We start from the raw sequence: 21,861 nt of genomic DNA, 5'->3' as shown, positions 1-21,861 counted from the left end.
AGAGGGAGCTGACCGGTAAGCCGGGTTCTGTCGTGGACAGTCATTCCTCTAGGCCAGCAATCGCTCACTGGCTCAAGCAGCCTACCCGGGTTCAGTACGGGCCGTACCATGCGAACCCCTATTTGGCCTTGCTCCGGGTGGAGTTTACCGTGCCACGAACTGTTGCCAGTCGCGCGGTGCGCTCTTACCGCACCCTTTCACCCTTACCTGATCCCGCTTGCGCGGGCCATCGGCGGTTTGCTCTCTGTTGCACTAGTCGTAGGCTTGCGCCTCCCAGGCGTTACCTGGCACCCTGCCCTATGGAGCCCGGACTTTCCTCCCCTCCATCTGTCTCCCCCGAAGAGGACGGCAATGAAGCGGCGACTGTCTGGTCAACTCCGGCGCGGATAGTAGCGTTGTGGTTGCAGTAGGTCAACCGTTTTAGGGGGAATGGAAAACAGATCTATGGGGGCGGCCAACAGATATGCTAGCTTGGCTACATGACTCCAGGACCTTTAGCTCTGATTTGCGACGAGATTATTATTTACCGCTTGCCAACCCAGGTGGGATGACGCTCGTCAGTTTGTTCCCGCCGGTAAGGCGGGCCTTACCGGTATCACTCCAGTGAGGTTAATCATGTCCAGTTCGCCCCATGAAACAGCAAAACCCACCCTGCATCTGTTATGCGGAAAGATCGCGTCAGGAAAATCGACCCTTTCAGCCAAGCTGGCAAACCAACCAGGCAGTGTAGCCATCGCGGAAGACCAGTGGCTTGCTCGGCTCTACGCCAACGAGATGCAGTCGGTTGCCGACTACGTTCGTTGCTCTGCCAAGCTGAAAAATGCCATCCAGCCCCATGTGGTCGCGCTGCTTAAAGCCGGAGTGACTCTGATCCTGGATTTCCCGGCTAACACCGTAGCCAACCGTGCATGGATGATGGACATCATCCGCGAGTCGGGAACCCAGCACCAACTGCATTATCTCGACGTGCCCGACGAGGTCTGCAAGGCCAGGCTACATGCCCGCAACCAGTCGGGCACTCATGACTTTGCCGCGACCGATGCGCAGTTTGATCTCATCACCCAACATTTTGTCAAACCGACCGCTCAGGAAGGCTTCAACATCATTCGCTATGGTTAAGCCATCGCGCTGGGGTTCAGTCTGCCAACTCCTGCTGCTCCAGCGCATGTTTATACAGTGCATTTTTCTTTACGCCGTGGATCTCTGCGGTTAACGCCGCCGCCTTTTTCAGCGGCAGCTCTTTTTGCAGCAGGGCCAGGGTGCGCAACGCTTCGAGCGGTAAATCGTCTTCCTGCGCCTTGTGCCCTTCCACAATCAGCACCATCTCCCCCCTGCGGCGCATTTCATCCTCCAGTACCCATGCCAGCAGTTCTCCGACCGGGGCACCGTGAATCGATTCCCAGGTTTTGGTCAGCTCACGCGCCAGCACCACATAGCGCTGCGGCCCCCATACGGTGACCATGTCCTGCAAACTTTCCAACAAACGGTGGGTAGATTCATAGAAAATCAGCGTTCGCGGTTCCTCTGCCAGCGCCAGCAGGGTATCCTTACGGCCTTTGGTTTTTGCTGGCAGGAAGCCTTCGTAGCAAAAACGGTCGGAAGCCACACCGGCGGCACACAGCGCGGTGGTGGCAGCACAGGCGCCCGGCAGCGGCACGACGCGGATCCCCGCTTCACGGCAACGGCGCACCAGGTGGTAACCCGGATCGTTAATCAGTGGCGTGCCTGCGTCACTGACCAATGCTATGCTCTGGCCTTCCTGCAGTTTTGCCAGCAGTTGGTCCGCCTTCTGCTGTTCGTTATGGTCGTGCAGCGCAAACAACCGCGCGCTAATAGCAAAGTGTTGCAGCAGCAACCCGGTATGGCGCGTATCTTCCGCCGCAATCAGATCCACGCTCTTCAGTACCTCTATTGCCCGATGCGTCATGTCCCCCAGGTTGCCGATGGGGGTGGGCACCACGTACAGCGTTGATGCAGAAATAACTGATTGTTGGTGTTGATTCATTGTTTCATCCGGATTGCCGATTTAATATTGAGCATCTTGAAAAAAACATCACTGGATACAGTATGCTTTCCTCAACATTCCTTCGTACCAAAGCAGGGCGATTAGTGCCTGTTGTACTGGCAGCCCTGTTGTTAGCTGGTTGTCCAAGTCAGGTTACGCAGACTCCGCCCTCAAATATCCAGGACGAAGCCAGTGCCAACTCTGATTACTATCTGCAGCAGTTGCAGCAAAGCAGCGATAATAACAAGGCTGACTGGCAATTACTTGCTATTCGCGCATTAACTCGCGAAGGCAAGCTGCCGCAGGCCGCCGAGCAACTGAGTTCGCTGCCGCAAGACCTGACGGGGACACAACAGCAAGAGCGCCAACTATTGAGCGCTGAACTGCAGGTGGCCAACAAGAATTTAGGCGCAGCCCGTGATGCGCTGAACAAAATAGACAGCGGCGCGCTGTCACCTAATCAGCTGGTTCGCCTGTATCAGGCACAGATCGCGGCTAACCAGGGCCAAGCCTCTCTGCCACTGATCCGTGCCTATATCGCCCAGGAGCCGTTGCTTAGCGCCCAGGCTCATCAGGATAACCTGGACAAAACCTGGCAGACGCTGCTTGGCCTGAAACCGGCCGACATGAACAGCCTGGTGATTAACGCCAACGAAAACGTGTTGCAAGGCTGGCTGGATCTGCTCCGTGTCTATCAGGACAACCGTCAGGATCCCGAGCTGCTGAAAGCCGGGATCAAAGACTGGCAGAACCGCTATCCGCAGAATCCGGCGGCAAAAAGCCTGCCAACCCAGTTGAATCAGGTGCTGAACTTCACCCAGGCGTCGACCTCGCATATCGCCCTGTTGCTGCCGCTGAACGGCCAGGCCAAGGTGTTTGCCGATGCGATCCAGCAGGGCTTTAACGCGGCACAGAGTGGCATAGCCATCGCCGCGCCGGTTCCGGCACAGCAACCCGTCAGTAATCCAGACCAGAGTATTGCGGCATCGCCAGACAATGCTAACGGCGCCGTCAGCACTTCGGCACCTGTGGCGGATGCGACTGAGGCCGTCGCGGTGCAGCCAGCGGCTCCAGCGCCGGTGACTCCAGCCCCGGCAACCGGTGGGCAAGTGAAAGTGTACGATACCACCAGCCAACCTCTGCCAGCGCTGTTGGCTCAGGCCCAGCAGGATGGCGCAACCCTGATCGTCGGCCCGCTCTTGAAGGCCGAAGTCGATCAACTGGCCAGCACGTCCACCACGCTGAACGTGCTGGCACTCAACCAGCCTGAGCAGCCGAAGGACAGCCCGAATATCTGTTACTTCGCCCTGTCGCCAGAAGACGAAGCCCGCGATGCCGCCCGCCATATCTGGGAACAGCAAAAGCGCCAGCCGTTACTGCTGCTGCCACGCGGCGCGTTTGGCGATCGCATTGCCAAAGCCTTCACCGAAGAGTGGCAGAAACTGGGTGGCCAGACCGTATTGCAACAAGGTATTGGTTCTGCCGGTGAATTACGCCAGATGGTCAACAGCGGTGGGATCCGCATGAGCGGCACTCCGGTGGCCTCACAGGCTCCAGCGCAACAGTCGGTGACTATTGCGGGTTTGACGATCCCTGCGCCACCAAGCGATATTCCAGCGGCTACCGGTGGCAGTGTGGACTCGGTGTATATCGTCGCCACGCAGGCCCAACTGACGCTAATCAAGCCGATGATCGACATGACCACCAGTTCTCGTAGCAAACCCGCCATGTTTGCCAGCTCACGCAGCTATCAGGCCGGTGCCGGCCCGGACTTCCGTCTGGAAATGGAAGGCCTGCAATTCAGCGATATTCCTCTGCTGGCAGGGGCCAATCCACAGTTGCAACAGCAAGCCACCGCCAAATTCCGCAACGACTATTCCCTGGTGCGTCTCTACGCCATGGGGATGGATGCCTGGACATTGGCCAATCACTTTGCTCAAATGCGCCAGTTGCCAGGATTCCAGGTTTCAGGAACCACCGGCTTGCTGACATCATCACCTAACTGTGTGATCACCAGGAAACTGACTTGGCTGCAATACCGCCAGGGCTCGGTCGTTCCGGTCTCCTGAGCCAACGCGCCAAGGGAGCGGGCTATGAGAACCTGGCCCGCCAATACCTCGAGCGCGCCGGGCTTACCTTCACCGCCGCCAACGTGGCGGTACGTGGAGGTGAGCTCGATCTCATCATGCGTGATGGTCAAACCTGGGTGTTCGTCGAGGTCCGTTACCGCCGCAATGCCACCTTTGGTGACGCAGCGGCCAGTGTAACTTACCGCAAGCAACGGCGATTGCTGCATGCCGCCGCCGTTTGGCTGGCGGGGCGAGGAGCCAGTTTTGACACATCATCTTGCCGTTTTGATGTTTTAGCCATTACCGGTAGCCAGTTAGAATGGATACCCAATGCCTTCAATGCGGATTAAACCCTGTTTACCGGTCTATACCGGCCCTTTGACCTAGTGGATTAAAACAACGTGCTGGATAGAATCAAAGTCTGTTTTACCGAGAGTATCCAAACCCAGATTGCGGCGGCGGAAGCCTTACCTGACGCGATATCCCGTGCCGCGATGACCCTGGTTCAATCGTTATTGAACGGCAACAAGATCCTCTGCTGTGGTAACGGCACCTCGGCGGCCAATGCCCAGCATTTTGCCGCCTGTATGATCAACCGTTTTGAAACCGAACGCCCCAGCCTGCCCGCGATCGCGCTGAACGCCGATAACGTGGTACTGACCGCCATCGGCAACGATCGCCTGCATGATGAAATGTATGCCAAACAGGTGCGGGCGCTCGGCCATGCCGGTGACGTGCTGCTGGCAATTTCCACCCGCGGCAATAGCCGTGATATTGTGAAAGCGGTCGAAGCTGCGGTAACGCGTGATATGACCATTGTTGCGCTTACCGGCTACGATGGCGGAGAGCTGGCGGGTTTACTCGGCCAGCAGGATGTGGAGATACGTATTCCCTCTCACCGCAGTGCACGCATTCAGGAGATGCATATGCTTACCGTCAATTGCCTATGCGACCTGATTGATAACACATTGTTCCCCCACCAGGATGATTAAAGGAACTGAGATGAAGCTAAGAGCCACATTTGCAGTGCTGTTCAGCGCCCTACTGTTACAAGGCTGCGTCGCGGGCGTTGTCGTTGGCAGCGCCGCCGTTGCCACCAAGACGGCGACCGATCCACGTACCGTAGGAACACAGGTCGACGACGGCACCCTGGAAGCCCGGGTTGAAAATGCCATTGGCAAAGATCAGCAATTGAAGAAAGAAGCCCGTGTTGTGGCAACGGCCTATCAGGGCAAAGTGCTGCTGACCGGCCAGGCGCCTAGCACCGAACTCGCCAGCCGGGCGAAACAGATCGCGCTTGGCGTCGATGGGGCCGTTGAGGTGTATAACGAGATCCGCCAAGGCACGCCGGTTAGCCTGGGTACGGCTTCTTCCGATACCTGGATCACCACCAAGGTACGTTCACAGATCCTGACCAGCGATACGGTCAAATCTTCCAACGTAAAAGTGACGACCGAAAATGGCGAGGTGTTCTTGTTAGGTCTGGTGACTCAGCAGGAAGGCCAGTCTGCGGCGCAGATCGCCAGCCAGGTTAGCGGCGTGAAGCACGTGACGACGGCGTTTACCTACGTTAAATAATCTCTGAAGTATGGGTGGGATCGGCGCTGTCTGGTGCCCTCACCCTAACCCTCTCCCACAGGGAGAGGGGACCGATCGAGTTCGTTGATTGTTCTGCGTTATTTCCTAACTTCCGAAGTCGCACAGATCTGCTAGCAGTTCAGCTCCCTCGCCCTGTTGGAGAGGGGAACGATCGAGTTCATTGATTGTTCTGCGCTATTTCCTAACTTCCGAAGTTGCACAGATTTGCTAGCAGTTCAGCTCCCTCGCCCTGTGGGAGAGGAAAACCATCAATCCAACCCATTAGCCTTAAGAAAACCGTCCCCACCCAACTGGCGCATCTGGCGCATAATCCATTGTTGGCGTTGAACCACGTATCCCGAAGGGGCACCGGCCTTGTAACGATGTGGATTAGGCAGCACCGCCGCCAGCAGGGCCGCTTCAGACGCCGTCAGGCGGCTTGCCGGCTTGTGGAAAAAATGTTGGGCAGCCGCTTCCACGCCGAAGATACCGTCACCGAATTCGACGATATTCAGGTACACCGTCAAAATCCGCCGTTTGGTCCACACCAGCTCAATCCCCGCCGTCAGCCCGGCTTCAAATCCTTTACGCAGCCAACTGCGCCCATCCCACAAAAACAGATTCTTGGCCGTTTGCTGGGAAAGCGTAGAAGCACCGCGAATGCGCGTTGGCCGCTTTTCATTATGGCTGAGCGCCTTTTCAATGGCCGCAATATCGAATCCCCAGTGATCGGGAAATTTCTGATCTTCTGCCGCCATCACCGCCAGGGCCATCGAAGGGGCTATATCATCCATCGCCACCCAGTCGGAATGCGCCACGTAGCCGAAATCACCGCTCAGCCAGGCACCGATTTGCCGCTCTACCATCACGGCAGAAAACGGCACCGGCAGAAAAGCGAACAGGATGATGCCCATCAGCCACAAGCCAACAACCGCAATCACGCCACGTTTAAACCAGCACCACAGGCGACCCATCCACGATTTACGTGAAAACCTTATCATTCCACCAAATCCAGCACCCGTGAAACCAGCTTATCAATGCCCCGCGCCGCCTCGCCGATCGACTGGGCCAACATGTAGGCCGGGGTCGTGACGACCTTGTTTTCAATATCCACCACGATGTCATCCACCGGGCAAATCACCGGCTCACCGCCCATGGCATCGATCACTTCACCCAGATCGGGATCGTTACCAATGGTCAAACGCAACGGTTGATCGATCACTTTCGGCAACAGGGCGGGAGCAATGCACATAAACCCTATTGGTTTGTTTAGCTTATGCATTTCTCGAATAAGCTTAGACAGCTCTGGATCGACTGAACATTCAGCACCTTGCGTGGCAAAACTGCTCAGATTCTTCGCAGCGCCAAATCCACCTGGCACAATCAGGGCATCGAGTTGCCCGGCATCGGCCTGCGAAAGCGGCCGAATGTTGCCACGAGTGATACGGGCCGACTCCAGCAAAATGTTACGGCTTTCTGGCATTTCTTCGCCAGATAAGTGATTAATTACATGCAGTTGTGACTTATCCGGCGCAAAACACACCGCTTGCGCACCGGCACGGTCCAGAGCCAGCAAGGTGAGAACCGCCTCATGGATTTCTGCACCGTCATAAACACCACAACCACTCAGCACTACAGCTACCTGTTTCATCGTTATTCTCCCGGCCAGGACCGCCAGCAAAGGCAGGCCCAGAGGCGACAAATACTAACTACATCACATATTTTAATGATTCTTCTAACAAGAGCGCTTACATTTGGTATGTTGTTCGCTGTATGATGTATACGAATTTAGTAACACCTGCTCTACCAGAACGCTAAAAACCAATACGCAGGTTAATGATTTCCCTGGTGTTGGCGCAATATTCGCGCACCCCGGCCTCGGCTGGGGTCATTTTTTTTCAGCGTTCTCAACCCAGGCACGCAGCACGGCCACATCATTGCGCCACTCTTGTTTCAACTCATCAACCCACTCTTGTACGTTGTCTTGCCAGGCCGGTAACGTTGGCGTCTGGATTTGCTGAGCCAGTTGTTGCAGATGTTTTAACCCTACAGAACCAGCAGCACCTTTGATTTTGTGCCCTTCTTCGGTGATCCCTTTCTCGTCCTTCGCCGTCATGTTGGAATCCAGCACCGCCAGATAGCCCGGCATCACCTGTTCAAACATCGCCAGGCTCTGATGGATCAACTGCGGCCCCACCAGATCCATGTACTGCTCCAGCATTGCGGTATCCAACAACGATTCATTAATCTGCATCGACTTTTGCTCCGTTTTCTTTGTGGTATGTTGGGGTTGGTGATCCCAGTAATGTTTGATCATATTGGTCAAGGCCGGTACCGACAGCGGCTTGCTCAGTACATCGTCCATGCCTGCTTCAAGGTACTCTTTCTTGTCCTTCAGGACATTAGCCGTCAGCGCAATCAATGGCGGCAGTGAGCGGCCAGCATAACGCTCGCGCAGTTCACGGGCGATATCCAGCCCGCTCATATCCGGCAGTTGGATGTCCAACAGGGCCAGATCGAATTCATCCGGGTCGAACATGTCTAGCGCATCACGGCCATTCATTGCCACCGCAACGCTGTTGCCCAGCTTCTCCAGCACCGAACGGGCCACAATCACGTTCAGTTCGATATCTTCCACCAGCAGGATATGCAGCGCAGGTAGCGGCATTTCTTCCACCGTTTCAACCTCATCCACCACTTCCTCCACTGCCGGAGCCTTGATGGTTAAAGTGAAGCAAGAACCGTGCCCTTGTGCGCTGTTTACAGCGATATCTCCCCCCATGCTCTGCGCCAAACGTTTGGAAACCGCCAGACCGATGCCGGTGCCGGTCGCCGGACGCCCGCCGTTCTGGTCCTTGACCTGATAATACATGGCAAAAATCTTGTCTTGCTCATCCTGCGGGATCCCCATGCCTGAGTCTTCCACCTCAAACACGATCTGGTCCTGCCCTTCTCGCCTGACTCGCACCACAATCTGGCCTTGCTGGGTGAATTTCACCGCGTTGCCGATCAGGTTCCACAGGATCTGGCGCAGCCGCGTCCCGTCCGTGATGATTTTCTGCGGCAGCGGTAGCTCGGGCTCCATTACGAACTGTAACCCTTTCGGCTGCACCAGCAGGCCGGAGAGGTTTTCCAGATCCGCCAGGAAGCCGGTAAAGTCGACCGGCTGATTGTCCAACTGGACCTTGCGCCGTTCGAGTTTATCCATCTCGATGATGTCGTTGAAAATATTACCCAGCGTGATGGCGCTGACGTGGATGGTTTTCAAATACTTCAGTTGTTCGTCGTTCAGTTCGGTATCGAGCAGAATGCGGCTCAGGCCGACAATGCCATTAAGCGGCGTACGAAGCTCGTGGCTGATCGTTGAGATAAAGGTGGTCTTGTCCCTGCTGGCGTTCTCCAGCGCGTCCTGGTAGCGCTTACGCTCGGTTATATCGCGGCCAAAACCCATCAGCCCGTGACGTTTACCCACGCGGTCGTAAAACGGCACCTTGCGCAGCTCAAAACAGGCTTTGCGCCCATCCGGGTACACCAGCCATTGTTCATAGGTCAGGGAGACGTTGTGGCGGAACACTTTCTCATCGGTTTCGATGACTTTTTCGGCGATGTCTTGGCTGTAGACATCAAAGGGGGTCAGGCCGATCAGCTGTTTTTCGCTCTTGCCAGTCAGCAGTTCCATCGCCCGGTTGCAGCCGGAGAACTCTTTTTCTTCGTTGCGGTAGTAAACCAAATCGGGGGAGGCATCGAGGAAGGAGCGCAGTAACGCCGACTGTTGGCCCAGTTCCACCTGCGCCAGTTCGCGCTGCTCCATCTCTTCGGTCAGTTTATCCATGACCTGTTGGCGCTCTTGTTCCGCCTTGATACGGTCGGCAATTTCCTGATTGAGCTGGCTGATATTCTCCTGCATCTGCTGGTTCAGCGCGAGATCGCGATTACGCATCTCCTCAAGCTTATCCACCAGCCGGGCCAGGCGCTGGCGCGACTCTTCCAGTTGCTCTACCACCACCGAAAGGAAGTAAACCGCCCACGGGGTGATCAGTAAACCGAAGAAGATGGAGCGCACCACATCGATGCTTTCCACTTCACCACGCAGCAGCATGGTGACCGCCATCTGCACCACCATCGCCAGTATCACCAGCGCTGAAGCGAGCAACAGTGAAAAGCGCACCAGCCCCAGTTTTACCATCAAATCAACGTAGTACTGGGCTAACACCCGGATTTGCTTCATGAGCTATTCCCTACAGACATAATCTCTCAAATCATACCGTAAAAAGGCGCAGAGATAAGAAACCTTACTGTGAACTGTGGGAAGGATTGCAAATCGCCAGTTAAAAACGGGGGATTTTAAGGATGGTAATGCTGGTCTGCCGCCAAAGCCGAACCCTGGCCGCCATGCTGCTGAAGATAGCCGCCAACGGCCTGCATACCGTTCCAGCGGTTTTCGCACCATAAAGGGGCAAGCAGAGTTGGCCGCCGGGCGCTGGCCGAAATGCGGTGGTAGATAATCGCTTTCGGCGTATGGCGGATCATTTCCCCGGCGCTGAAGGCGTAATCCGCCAACGACAGCTCAGGCAAACGCCCCGCCTGCCAGGCCCGTGCCATGGTGCTCCCGGTGACGATATGCAGCGGGTGCAGTTTGATGCCGTCAACACCGCTGTCTGCCACTGCTTGTAACGTGGCCAGATGGTGTTGATGGGTTTCCCCCGGCAGGCCAACGATCAGGTGGCTGCACACCTTCAGGCCGCGCTCACGAGCCAGGCGGCTGGTCTGCTGGTAACAGGAAAAGTCGTGACCCCGGTTGATGCGCTTGAGCGTTTTATCGTGTGCGGTTTGCAGCCCCAGCTCCAGCCACACCTCAAAGCCCTGTTCGCGGTAGCCAGCCAACAGATCGAGTGCCGCTTCCGGCACGCAGTCTGGCCGGGTACCAACACAGATGCCCACCATCTCGGCCTGCGTCAGCGCCTGTTGGTACATGTTGGCCAGCAGTTCCACTTCGGCATAGGTGCTGGTATAGGCCTGGAAATAGGCCAGATAGCGCTTGGCCCGGTTAACCTTCTGCGCCTGAATAGCCAGCTGTTGCGCTATGCTTTGCTGCTGCATCTGCTCATCGGCAAAAGAAGCCACGTTGCAGAAAGTGCAGCCGCCGCGCCCCAGCGTGCCGTCGCGGTTTGGGCAGCTAAACCCACCGTGCAGCGTGAGTTTGTGGATCTTCTCCCCATAACGGCGCTGAAGATCGCTACCAAACATATTGACTAATTGCGGCAACTGCATAATCTTGGAATCTCTCTGTGTCCAAAGTCCGTTATGTATACCCGTCGTATTTCAAGCTGCAGCGTTGTTGACTGCACTTGCACACCCCAGTCACTTACCCAAAAGTAAGCTCCTGGGGATGAGCAAGCTTGCCGCCTAGCTGCAACTTGAACTCCATAGGGTATAATTAAAAGGCTTTTCCCGCGATGACAGGGATCAACGCTTTTCCCCAAAGGCCGCTCTAGGCATAACTATTCATTATTAGTGCAAATAAAATCATTTTTATCTCGATGAAAATTTCTAATCTTCAGCGCACCGTTAACCGCTTTATGACAAGGCGATGAAAAATAGTTATAAACAACAACAAATAGATATTTACCAGGATAAAACTCTGGCATTGCCGCCAGCACTAGCATGGTGCAGAGATTCAGGCATTGCACTATAGTGAGACAGCTCACATTTTTACGGCCCTTCCCTCAGCTATCCATCGCGCTTAAAAGGTCTGAAAAAACTTATTTTTCATCATCATAAACCTTGTCAGAGCCATCAAAATCCCTGTTAGGCCCATATTTGACCTGCGTATTCTTTCTCGCTAAGTTGGATGTCCGCTGGAAGCTTTCTGGACGAGCAAACTGCTCGTCATAATTATGCAGTAATTTAAGACTCCCTCTTAAAACAAGTCATTTACCACTTGTGAGAACCGTCACGAGAGGCCATTGATGGAGGGCGGAAAAGCAGATTGGCGATATTAACCTTGCTGATTGGACTTCTGCCTGAAATTGAGCAGGCCCCTCGCAGTGGGTTGTAAGAGTCACGCAGAGCCTGGGGAGGTTCACTGATATGTTGTACGATAAATCCCATGAGAGGGACAACTGTGGTTTCGGCCTGATCGCCCATATAGAAGGCGAACCTAGCCACAAAGTGGTGAGGACCGCTATTCACGCACTGGCCCGCATGCAACACCGTGGTGCAATTCTTGCTGATGGCAAGACTGGCGACGGTTGCGGCCTGTTATTGCAAAAGCCCGATCGCTTTTTCCGCATGGTAGCGCAAGAGCGCGGCTGGCGTTTAGCCAAGAACTACGCCGTTGGCATGATGTTCCTCAGCCAGAACGAAGAGGAAGCCCGTGCCAGCCGCCGCATTGTTGAAGAAGAGCTGCAGAATGAAACGCTGTCGATCGTCGGCTGGCGCGAAGTTCCTACCAACCCGGACGTATTGGGTGAAATTGCCCTCTCTTCTCTGCCACGTATCGAACAGATTTTCGTGAATGCCCCTGCGGGCTGGCGTCCACGTGATATGGAGCGCCGCCTGTTTGTGGCACGCCGCCGTATCGAGAAGCGCGTCCAGGACGACAGCTTCTATGTGTGCAGCTTCTCCAACCTGGTGACCATCTACAAAGGTCTGTGCATGCCAGCCGACCTGCCACGTTTCTATCTGGATCTGGCAGACCTGCGGCTGGAATCGGCCATCTGCCTGTTCCACCAGCGCTTCTCGACCAATACCGTGCCGCGCTGGCCATTGGCACAGCCGTTCCGCTATCTGGCACACAACGGTGAGATCAACACCATCACCGGTAACCGCCAGTGGGCACGTGCACGTACCTACAAGTTCCAGACTCCGCTGATCCCGGATTTGCAATCCGCTGCGCCGTTCGTCAACGAAACCGGTTCCGACTCCAGCTCGCTGGACAATATGCTGGAGCTGTTGCTGGCAGGCGGGATGGATCTGATCCGTGCCATGCGTTTGCTGGTGCCACCGGCCTGGCAGAACAACCCGGATATGGATACCGACCTGCGCGCCTTCTTCGACTTCAACTCGATGCACATGGAGCCGTGGGACGGCCCGGCAGGCATCGTGATGTCCGATGGCCGCTACGCAGCCTGTAACCTGGACCGTAACGGTCTGCGTCCGGCGCGCTACGTCATCACCAAAGACAAGCTGATCACCTGCGCGTCAGAAGTCGGCATCTGGGATTACCAGCCGGATGAAGTGATCGAAAAAGGCCGCGTTGGGCCAGGCGAGCTGATGGTGATCGACACCCGCAGCGGCAAGATCCTGCACTCCGCCGAAACCGACAACGACCTGAAAAGCCGCCATCCGTATAAAGAATGGATGGAGAAGAACGTTAAGCGTCTGGTGCCGTTTGAAGACCTGCCAGAAGATCAGGTGGGCAGCCGCGAGCTGGATGACGCGACGCTGGAAACCTACCAGAAGCAGTTCGGCTACAGCAGCGAAGAATTAGATCAGGTGATCCGCGTACTGGGCGAGATCGGCCAGGAGGCCACCGGCTCGATGGGTGATGATACCCCGTTCGCCGTGCTTTCCAGCCGCCCACGCATCATTTATGACTACTTCCGTCAGCAGTTCGCGCAGGTTACCAACCCGCCGATCGATCCGCTGCGTGAAGCCCACGTGATGTCGCTGGCCACCAGCATCGGCCGCGAGATGAACGTCTTCTGCGAAGCCGAAGGCCAGGCCCACCGCCTGAGCTTCAAATCGCCGATCCTGCTGTATTCGGATTTCAAACAGCTCACCACGCTGGAAGGTGAATATTATCGCGCCGACACGCTCGATCTGACCTTCGATCCCGCCGTGCAGGATCTGGAACAGACCATCCATGCCCTGTGCGACGAAGCGGAACGTAAAGTCCGTGACGGCGCGGTGCTGCTGGTGCTGTCTGACCGTGCCATCAGCAACCAGCGCCTCCCCGTACCGGCTCCGATGGCAGTTGGGGCAATCCAGACCCGCCTGGTAGACAAAAACCTGCGCTGCGATGCCAACATCATCGTCGAAACCGCCAGCGCCCGCGATCCCCACCACTTCGCCGTGCTGCTGGGCTTTGGTGCCACCGCCGTCTACCCGTACCTGGCCTACGAAACGCTGGCCAAGCTGGTCGACAGCCAGGCCATTGACAAGAAATACCGCGACGTGATGCTGAACTACCGTAACGGCATCAATAAAGGGCTGTACAAGATCATGTCCAAAATGGGCATCTCGACTATTGCCTCTTACCGCTGCTCCAAACTGTTTGAAGCCGTCGGCCTGCACCGTGACCTGTCCAATCTGTGCTTCCAGGGCGTGGTCAGCCGTATCGGCGGTGCCAGCTTCAGCGACTTCCAGCAAGATCTGCAAAACCTGTCCAAACGCGCCTGGCTGAAACGCAAGCCTTTGGATCAGGGCGGCCTGCTGAAATTCGTTCATAACGGTGAGTACCATGCGTACAACCCGGACGTGGTGAATTCACTGCAAAAAGCGGTGCACAGCGGCGAATACAGCGATTACCAGACTTATGCCAAGCTGGTGAACGAGCGCCCGATTGCGACACTGCGCGATTTGCTGGCCATCACCCCGCAAGGCACGCCGATCCCGGTCGATCAGGTTGAACCCGCCGAGTCGCTGTTCAAACGCTTCGATACCGCTGCCATGTCCATCGGGGCACTCAGCCCAGAGGCTCATGAGTCGCTGGCGATTGCCATGAACAGCCTGGGCGGTTTCTCCAACTCCGGTGAAGGGGGTGAAGATCCCGCACGCTACGGCAGCAACAAGGTTTCCCGTATCAAGCAGGTGGCCTCTGGCCGCTTTGGCGTGACGCCAGCCTATCTGGTTAACGCCGACGTGATCCAGATTAAGGTCGCGCAGGGTGCCAAGCCAGGTGAAGGCGGCCAATTGCCAGGAGATAAGGTGACGCCGTATATCGCCAAGCTGCGTTATTCGGTACCGGGCGTTACCCTGATCTCGCCTCCGCCGCATCACGACATTTATTCGATTGAAGATTTGGCACAGCTGATTTTCGACCTGAAGCAGGTGAACCCGAAGGCGATGATTTCGGTGAAGCTGGTTTCCGAGCCGGGCGTGGGCACCATTGCCACCGGCGTGGCGAAAGCCTATGCCGATCTGATCACCATTGCTGGTTACGACGGCGGCACCGGTGCCAGCCCGCTATCTTCAGTTAAATATGCTGGCTGCCCGTGGGAACTGGGCCTGGTGGAAACTCAGCAAGCGCTGGTTGCCAACGGCCTGCGCCACAAAATCCGCCTCCAGGTGGATGGCGGCCTGAAAACCGGCGTCGATATTGTTAAAGCAGCCATTCTGGGCGCTGAAAGCTTCGGTTTCGGTACCGGCCCAATGGTGGCACTGGGTTGTAAATACCTGCGTATCTGCCACTTGAACAACTGCGCGACCGGTGTGGCAACCCAAGATGAAAAACTGCGCCGCGATCACTACCACGGCCTGCCAGAGCGCGTGACTAACTACTTCCAGTTTATCGCTCGGGAAACTCGCGAGATCATGGCTTCGTTGGGCGTCAGCCAGTTGGTCGATCTGATTGGCCGCACCGAGTTCCTGACCGAACTGGACGGGATCTCCGCCAAGCAGAACAAGCTGGATCTGTCACCGTTGCTGAAAACAGCTACGCCACACGTGGGCAAAGCTCTGCACTGCACCGAAAGCAGCAACCCGCCGTTCGATCAGGGCGTGCTGAACAAGGAACTGATGGCACAGGCACAGCCTCATATCGAAGCGAAGCACAGCAAGACCTTCTACTTCGATATCCGTAACACCGATCGCTCCGTTGGCGCGACCCTGTCCGGGGCCATTGCTACGCTGCATGGCGACCAAGGGATGGCTGCCGATCCGATCAAGGCACACTTCTCCGGTACCGCAGGCCAGAGCTTCGGCGTGTGGAATGCCGGTGGCGTTGAGCTGACCCTGACCGGCGATGCCAACGACTACGTGGGTAAAGGGATGGCCGGTGGCCGTATCGCCGTGCGCCCTCCGGTAGGCTCTGCCTTCCGTAGCCATGAAGCCAGCATCATCGGCAACACCTGCCTGTACGGCGCAACCGGTGGCAAGCTGTTCGCCGCGGGCCGTGCCGGTGAGCGTTTCGCCGTGCGTAACTCCGGGGCTATCACCGTCGTTGAAGGTATTGGTGATAACGGTTGTGAGTACATGACCGGTGGCATCGTGTGCGTCCTGGGTAAAACCGGTATCAACTTTGGAGCGGGCATGACCGGCGGCTTCGCCTATGTACTGGACGAAGACGGCGAGTTCCGCAAACGCGTTAACCCGGAACTGGTGGAAGTGCTGGAGGTCGATCAACTGGCGATCCATGAAGAGCATCTGCGCGGTCTGATCACCGAGCATGTGCAGTTGACCGGTTCATCACGGGCAGAAGAGATCTTGGCTAACTGGCCGCTATGGGCGCCGAAGTTTGCGCTGGTCAAGCCGAAGTCCAGTGATGTCAAAGCATTGTTGGGTCACCGTAGTCGAAGCGCCGCCGAGCTGCGGGTTCAGGCGCAGTAAGGGGTCATTGAATGAGTCAGAACGTTTATCAATTTATCGACCTGCAGCGCGTTGATCCGCCAAAGAAACCGCTGAAGATCCGCAAAATCGAGTTTGTAGAGATCTATGAGCCCTTTTCGGAAACCCAGGCGAAATCACAGGCAGACCGTTGCCTGTCCTGCGGCAACCCCTATTGTGAATGGAAATGTCCGGTTCACAACTATATTCCGAACTGGCTGAAGCTGGCGAACGAAGGACGTATCATGGAGGCGGCGGATCTGGCACACCAGACCAACAGCCTGCCGGAAGTGTGTGGCCGCGTTTGTCCGCAGGATCGCCTGTGCGAAGGTTCCTGCACCCTGAACGACGAGTTTGGTGCAGTGACCATCGGCAATATCGAGCGCTATATCAGCGATAAAGCCATCGAGATGGGTTGGAAACCGGATATGTCGCACGTCCATCCTACCGGTAAGCGGGTGGCCGTGATTGGCGCTGGCCCGGCAGGTTTGGCCTGTGCCGACGTATTGACCCGTAACGGCGTCAAGGCGGTGGTTTACGATCGCCATCCAGAGATCGGCGGCCTGCTGACCTTCGGCATTCCGGCCTTTAAGCTGGAAAAAGAGGTGATGATCAAGCGCCGTGGCATCTTTAGCGAGATGGGTATCGAGTTCCAACTCAATACCGAAGTCGGTAAAGACATCACCATGGATGCGCTGTTGAGCGAATACGATGCGGTGTTCCTTGGCGTTGGCACCTATCAGTCGATGCGTGGCGGGTTGGATAACGAAGAGGCGCCAGGCGTGTACGATGCGCTGCCGTTCCTGATCGCCAACACCAAACAGCTGATGGGCTACCAGCCGGAACAGCACGAGCCGTATGTCAGTATGGAAGGCAAGCGTGTGGTGGTGCTGGGCGGTGGTGACACCGCAATGGACTGTGTACGTACCTCCGTTCGTCAGGGTGCGACTCAGGTCATCTGTGCCTATCGCCGGGATGAAGCGAACATGCCGGGCTCCAAACGCGAAGTGAAGAACGCACGTGAGGAAGGGGTCGAGTTCCAGTTCAACCTGCAACCGCTGAGCATTGAGCTTAACGGCGCGGGGCGCGTTGCTGGCGTCAAGATGGTGCGCACTCAGTTGGGTGCCCCGGATGCCAACGGCCGCCAAGTTGCCGAGCAGGTACCAGGTTCCGAGCACGTGATCGACGCCGATGCGGTGGTGATGGCCTTTGGCTTCCGCCCGCACCAGATGGACTGGCTGGCCGCGCACGACGTACAGTTGGACAAGCAGGGGCGCATCCTGGCACCTGAAGCGGTCGATAACGCTTTCCAGACCAGCAACCCGAAAATCTTCGCCGGTGGCGATGCGGTTCGTGGTTCCGATCTGGTGGTAACCGCGATTGCCGAAGGGCGCAAGGCTGCCGAAGGCATCATGAGCTATCTGGAAGTATGATTTACAACTGACACCGTTCGGTTGAGGGCAAGAGGTGGCGTCATGCTCCAATGATGCCCCTCACCCTAACCCTCTCCAACAGGGAGAGGGGACCGATCGAGTTCGCTGATCTTTCTGCGTAATACCCTCCACACTTACCGAAGCCTCACGGGCCAACCAAGCGCTCCGGACAGCTCCCTCGCCCTTTGGGAGGGTTGGGGTGAGGGGAAACAGCAACTCCCCCCACGTTCGACAGACAATAAAAAAGGCACAACCGAGGTTGTACCTTTCTTGATCCTGCCTGCCGTCGCTTACTTCACGACACGCAACGCCGGGCGGCCACCACCGCGTGGCGGCTGTGGCGGTTCATCATCGGGGCCGTTATCGTCTTCAACGCTATCCTGAGGATCGCTATCAACCACTGACATCAGGCTCCCTGTTGGGCTGGACACGTCGTCCAAGCCTTCGAAGGCCCCCTCGTCTTCGTACTTGGCTTCCGGTTCAAACAGGGTACCTGCCCCATTTTCCCGCGCATAAATCGCCAGTACGGCCGCCATTGGCACCAGCACCTGACGAGGTACGCCACCAAAGCGTGCGTTGAAGGTCACTTCGTCGTCACCCAACTGCAGATTACCGACGGCGCGCGGAGCAATGTTCAGCACAATCTGACCATCGCGTGCAAACTCCATCGGCACCTGCACATCCGGGCGCATAACGTCCACGACCAGATGCGGGGTCAGTTGGTTATCCAACAGCCAGTCATAGAATGCCCGCAACAGATAAGGACGGCGCGGGGTCATCTGAGACATATCCATGATGCTTAGCCCCGAGTCTGCAGGCGCATTTCGCGCTCGGCTTCGGTTAAAGAGGCCAGGAATGCATCACGCTCAAATACGCGGGTCATGTAGCCTTTCAGCTCTTTGGAGCCGGCACCGCTCAGTTCGATACCCAGTTGCGGCAAACGCCACAGCAGCGGGGCCAGGTAGCAGTCTACCAGGCTGAATTCTTCGCTCATGAAATACGGGGTCTGGCCGAAGATTGGCGCAATCGCCAGCAGCTCTTCGCGCAGTTGACGGCGTGCTGATTCAGCTTCCTGGCCGTTGCTCTGCTCGATTTTGTACATCAGCGTGTACCAGTTTCTCTCGATACGCAGCATCATCAGACGGCTTTCACCACGTGCCACCGGGTACACCGGCATTAATGGCGGGTGAGGGAAACGCTCATCAAGGTATTCCATGATGATACGGGATTCATACAGCGTCAGCTCGCGATCGACCAGCGTCGGTACTGTTTGGTATGGGTTGAGGTCGATCAGATCCTGCGGCAGATTATCGGGTTCTACCTGCTCGATCTCGACGCTGACGCCTTTTTCCGCCAGTACGATACGTACTTGATGGCTAAAGATGTCGGTCGGGCCAGAGAACAGCGTCATTACCGAACGTTTGTTGGCAGCGACAGCCATGAAAACCTCCAAGTTATCTAGAAAATACGGCGAATAGCCAAAATACCCATCACTACGCGAGCCATTGCGTTGTTGCCACCTGGCTGCGACGTGAAATGATTGGGTAAATCAGGCTGCTATCCTGAATAATCGTGACCGCAAGCCCGCAGCTCACAGATAAACCTTAGGTCTGGAAAACGGCCTCGGAGGTAGACTGACAGCACTGCACGGCGAACAGGCGCAAAAGTGGGTGATAGTTTACCAGATTTTGACTGTTTTGTGGGGGCTATGCGTGGATTTATCACTTAGGCCACGGATTTTAATGAAGTTTAAGCTGATTACAGACATAAAAAAACCCGCCGAAGAGGCGGGTTTTTCGCGTAAATCGCACTGCCGAGGCAGTAGAAATTAACGCTTGGAGAACTGCGGACGGCGACGTGCTTTACGCAGACCGACTTTCTTACGCTCAACTTTACGCGCGTCACGAGTGACGAAGCCAGCTTTACGCAGTTCAGCACGCAGAGTCTCGTCGTACTCCATCAGTGCACGGGTGATACCGTGACGGATAGCGCCAGCTTGACCAGAGATGCCACCACCTTTAACGGTGATGTACAGATCCAGTTTACCCACCATGTCGACCAGTTCCAGCGGTTGACGAACTACCATGCGGGCAGTTTCGCGACCGAAGTACTGTTCCAGGGTGCGCTGGTTAATAACGATGTTACCACTGCCCGGCTTGATAAAAACGCGAGCGGCGGAGCTTTTGCGGCGACCAGTGCCGTAGTATTGATTTTCAGCCATTGCCTATAATCCCGATTAGATGTCAAGAACTTGCGGTTGCTGTGCCGCATGAGTGTGCTCGGTGCCCGCGTAAACTTTCAGTTTACGGAACATTGCACGACCCAACGGACCCTTTGGCAGCATGCCTTTAACCGCGATTTCAATCACGCGCTCAGGACGGCGGGCAATCATCTCTTCAAAGGTCGCTTGCTTGATACCACCGATGTGGCCGGTGTGGTGGTAATACACTTTGTCAGTACGCTTGTTGCCGGTTACAGCAACTTTTTCTGCGTTCAGAACGATGATGTAGTCACCGGTATCAACGTGCGGGGTGTATTCCGCTTTATGCTTGCCGCGCAGACGACGAGCCAGTTCAGTAGCGAGACGGCCTAAAGTTTTACCGTCTGCATCAACAACGTACCAGTCACGTTTTACGGTTTCTGGTTTAGCTGTAAAAGTTTTCATTAGAAAGCTTACCCAATAATTTAGTTACACGTAGGTGTTCACCCAACGCTCGAAAACAGTTGAGGCTCACACGACCATACAAGTCCAGCAAACCTACCCCTTCGAATAGCCATTGCCGGCACTATACAAAGTTTTGGGAAAAAAACTCTGTTGTAACGTGGGGTCGCAAGATTATAGAGAAGTCGCTCACAAAGGTCGACCTGTTTTTGCCTGTAAAAAGTATTTAGCGCAGAGGGACGGTTTGGCGGCGGTAACCGGGGATGGAAATGGGCCTGGAAGCCAGGCCCGAACGCCGTTTATGGCAGATGAGGCAGCTTCAGATACTCCTCGCTCTGCATCTCTTGCAGGCGAGACAGGCAGCGCTGAAACTCGAACTTCAGTTGTTCGCCCTGGTAGATCTCGAACATCGAGGCTTCGGCGGCGATCACCAGCTTGACGTGGCGCTCGTAGAATTCGTCCACCAGCGCCAGGAAACGCCGGGCGGTGTTTTCCGTCAGCGGCCCCATGACGTGCACGTTATACAGCATTACGCTGTGATAAAGGCGTGACAGGGCGATGTAGTCCAGTTGGCTGCGCGGTTCTTCGCACAGGGTATGAAAATCGATCGCCAATACCCCTTCCACGGCGCGCAAGGTGGGCATTGGCCGATGATTGATTTGCAGCACCGGAGCCTCTTCTCCGGCGTGACCCGCCAGCTTGAGGAAGATGTGATCCATCGTGTCCTGCGTCTGCTGATTGAGCGGGGTCAGATACAGATGGGCCTGCGTCAGGGTGCGCAACCGGTAATCGATGCCCGCATCCACGTTCATCACGTCGCAATACTCGTTGATCAGATCGATCGCCGGTAAGAAACGTGCGCGTTGCAGCCCGTTGCGATACAGGTTGTCCGGTATGATATTGGAGGTGGCCACCAACGTAATACCGCGAGCGAACAACGCCTGCAACAGCGTTGCCAGCAACATGGCATCGGTGATATCGGAGACAAAGAACTCGTCAAAGCACAGTACGTCCGTTTGCGCCTTGAAACCGTCGGCGACGATCTCCAGCGGGTTTTCCTGCCCTTGTAACTCCGTCAGCTCTTCATGCACCCGCAGCATAAAGCGGTGAAAGTGCAGCCGCAGTTTGCGATCGCCCGGCAGACTGTGGAAAAACAGATCCATCAGCCAGGTCTTGCCCCGGCCAACGCCGCCCCACATATACAGCCCCTGCACCGGCCGCTGCGTGGTGGTTTCCTCATTCTTGCCTAACCAGCGGCTAAGCAGATTACGGCGCTTGCCAGCATTAGCGGCGGCCGGAGCCGGGAGCTGCTGCAACGCCTGATAGATATGATCCAACTGCGTGACAGCCTGGCGCTGAACCGCATCGGCCTGATATTCCCCCGCATCCAGCGCCTGCTGGTAGCGTGATAACGGTGACTGTGCCTGCATGTATTCGCAATCCCTAACAACGCTGAGAATTTATTTATCCACTTTTCGCGGCGGATGGCAGCCGCTTCGCACCCTGATCGCCACATTTATCGGCGTCGCGCCCCAATAAACCCTCTGAAAATGGCGGGTATTGGCT

At 56.1% G+C, this 21,861-nt stretch carries 17 protein-coding genes and 1 other RNA gene; 7 read left to right on the top strand and 11 right to left on the bottom strand.

Translation table 11 applies throughout. From position 1 onward, the window contains the following. Positions 1-379: RNase P RNA component class A (gene rnpB / locus ACRDCA_RS03345), an RNA gene on the bottom strand. A 236-nt stretch (positions 380-615) separates the two neighbouring features. Here rnpB and ACRDCA_RS03340 point away from each other — a divergent pair. Then, on the top strand, positions 616-1,119 hold the full coding sequence (locus ACRDCA_RS03340) for an AAA family ATPase (RefSeq protein WP_438688291.1): 504 nt from the start codon (positions 616-618) through the stop codon (positions 1,117-1,119). A gap of 16 nt (positions 1,120-1,135) precedes the next feature. Here the strand turns inward: ACRDCA_RS03340 and rsmI are convergent, their stop codons facing one another. Next, a complete protein-coding gene (gene rsmI, locus ACRDCA_RS03335; protein ID WP_438688290.1) occupies positions 1,136-2,005 on the bottom strand; it encodes a 16S rRNA (cytidine(1402)-2'-O)-methyltransferase in 870 nt (289 codons plus the stop codon). A 62-nt stretch (positions 2,006-2,067) separates the two neighbouring features. Here rsmI and ACRDCA_RS03330 point away from each other — a divergent pair, with 62 nt between their 5' ends. The 4 genes from ACRDCA_RS03330 to dolP are packed head-to-tail and all read left to right on the top strand — an operon-like array spanning position 2,068 to position 5,652. After that, positions 2,068-4,074 (top strand): penicillin-binding protein activator, encoded by a 2,007-nt coding sequence (locus tag ACRDCA_RS03330; RefSeq protein ID WP_438688289.1) that lies wholly within the window; start codon positions 2,068-2,070, stop codon positions 4,072-4,074. After that, a complete protein-coding gene (locus tag ACRDCA_RS03325; protein WP_438688300.1) occupies positions 4,071-4,424 on the top strand; it encodes a YraN family protein in 354 nt (117 codons plus the stop codon). Before ACRDCA_RS03330 ends, ACRDCA_RS03325 begins: the two co-directional genes overlap by 4 nt. A gap of 51 nt (positions 4,425-4,475) precedes the next feature. After that, complete coding sequence (diaA, locus tag ACRDCA_RS03320) at positions 4,476-5,066, top strand: DnaA initiator-associating protein DiaA (RefSeq protein ID WP_025120033.1); 591 nt, start codon at positions 4,476-4,478, stop codon at positions 5,064-5,066. 10 nt (positions 5,067-5,076) lie between these two features. Continuing rightward, complete coding sequence (dolP, locus tag ACRDCA_RS03315; RefSeq protein WP_025120034.1) at positions 5,077-5,652, top strand: division/outer membrane stress-associated lipid-binding lipoprotein; 576 nt, start codon at positions 5,077-5,079, stop codon at positions 5,650-5,652. Positions 5,653-5,921: 269 nt separating this feature from the next. Here the strand turns inward: dolP and mtgA are convergent, their stop codons facing one another. The 4 genes from mtgA to ACRDCA_RS03295 all read right to left on the bottom strand — a co-directional run bounded on the left by mtgA (position 5,922) and on the right by ACRDCA_RS03295 (position 10,923). Continuing rightward, positions 5,922-6,653 carry a monofunctional biosynthetic peptidoglycan transglycosylase gene (gene mtgA / locus ACRDCA_RS03310; RefSeq protein WP_438688288.1) on the bottom strand — a complete coding sequence of 244 codons (732 nt, stop codon included), beginning with the start codon at positions 6,651-6,653 and terminating at the stop codon, positions 5,922-5,924. Continuing rightward, the gene (gene elbB / locus ACRDCA_RS03305) at positions 6,650-7,303 is read right to left on the bottom strand and encodes an isoprenoid biosynthesis glyoxalase ElbB (RefSeq protein WP_438688287.1); all 654 of its coding nucleotides are present in this window, start codon (positions 7,301-7,303) and stop codon (positions 6,650-6,652) included. The genes mtgA and elbB overlap by 4 nt, the downstream gene beginning before the upstream one ends. Before the next feature lie 237 nt (positions 7,304-7,540). Further along, the gene (arcB, locus tag ACRDCA_RS03300; RefSeq protein ID WP_438688286.1) at positions 7,541-9,880 is read right to left on the bottom strand and encodes an aerobic respiration two-component sensor histidine kinase ArcB; all 2,340 of its coding nucleotides are present in this window, start codon (positions 9,878-9,880) and stop codon (positions 7,541-7,543) included. Between the two features lie 116 nt (positions 9,881-9,996). Beyond that, positions 9,997-10,923 (bottom strand): TIGR01212 family radical SAM protein, encoded by a 927-nt coding sequence (locus ACRDCA_RS03295; RefSeq protein WP_438688285.1) that lies wholly within the window; start codon positions 10,921-10,923, stop codon positions 9,997-9,999. A gap of 819 nt (positions 10,924-11,742) precedes the next feature. On the opposite strand from ACRDCA_RS03295, the gene gltB reads away from it, so the two are divergent. Further along, a complete protein-coding gene (gltB, locus tag ACRDCA_RS03290; RefSeq protein ID WP_438688284.1) occupies positions 11,743-16,203 on the top strand; it encodes a glutamate synthase large subunit in 4,461 nt (1,486 codons plus the stop codon). A gap of 11 nt (positions 16,204-16,214) precedes the next feature. Beyond that, entirely contained in the window at positions 16,215-17,633 is a 1,419-nt protein-coding gene (locus ACRDCA_RS03285) for a glutamate synthase small subunit (RefSeq protein ID WP_025120040.1), read from the top strand. 290 nt (positions 17,634-17,923) lie between these two features. Here the strand turns inward: ACRDCA_RS03285 and sspB are convergent, their stop codons facing one another. The 5 genes from sspB to zapE form a co-directional block, all read right to left on the bottom strand. Beyond that, a complete protein-coding gene (gene sspB / locus ACRDCA_RS03280; RefSeq protein WP_438688283.1) occupies positions 17,924-18,427 on the bottom strand; it encodes a ClpXP protease specificity-enhancing factor in 504 nt (167 codons plus the stop codon). Positions 18,428-18,432: 5 nt separating this feature from the next. Next, positions 18,433-19,074 (bottom strand): stringent starvation protein SspA, encoded by a 642-nt coding sequence (gene sspA, locus ACRDCA_RS03275; RefSeq protein WP_024483694.1) that lies wholly within the window; start codon positions 19,072-19,074, stop codon positions 18,433-18,435. Positions 19,075-19,461: 387 nt separating this feature from the next. After that, complete coding sequence (gene rpsI, locus ACRDCA_RS03270) at positions 19,462-19,854, bottom strand: 30S ribosomal protein S9 (RefSeq protein WP_025122661.1); 393 nt, start codon at positions 19,852-19,854, stop codon at positions 19,462-19,464. A gap of 15 nt (positions 19,855-19,869) precedes the next feature. After that, positions 19,870-20,298, bottom strand: a complete 429-nt coding sequence (gene rplM / locus ACRDCA_RS03265; protein ID WP_021180678.1) for a 50S ribosomal protein L13 — start codon at positions 20,296-20,298, stop codon at positions 19,870-19,872. A gap of 296 nt (positions 20,299-20,594) precedes the next feature. After that, positions 20,595-21,725, bottom strand: coding sequence for a cell division protein ZapE (gene zapE, locus ACRDCA_RS03260; RefSeq protein WP_438688282.1), 1,131 nt, complete (start codon positions 21,723-21,725; stop codon positions 20,595-20,597). Between the last annotated feature and the right edge of the window lie 136 nt (positions 21,726-21,861).

This window comes from Serratia sp. (in: enterobacteria) (genome assembly GCF_051654945.1).
Taxonomy (GTDB): Bacteria; Pseudomonadota; Gammaproteobacteria; order Enterobacterales; family Enterobacteriaceae; genus Chania.
This window is presented reverse-complemented; position numbering and strand designations above follow the sequence as displayed.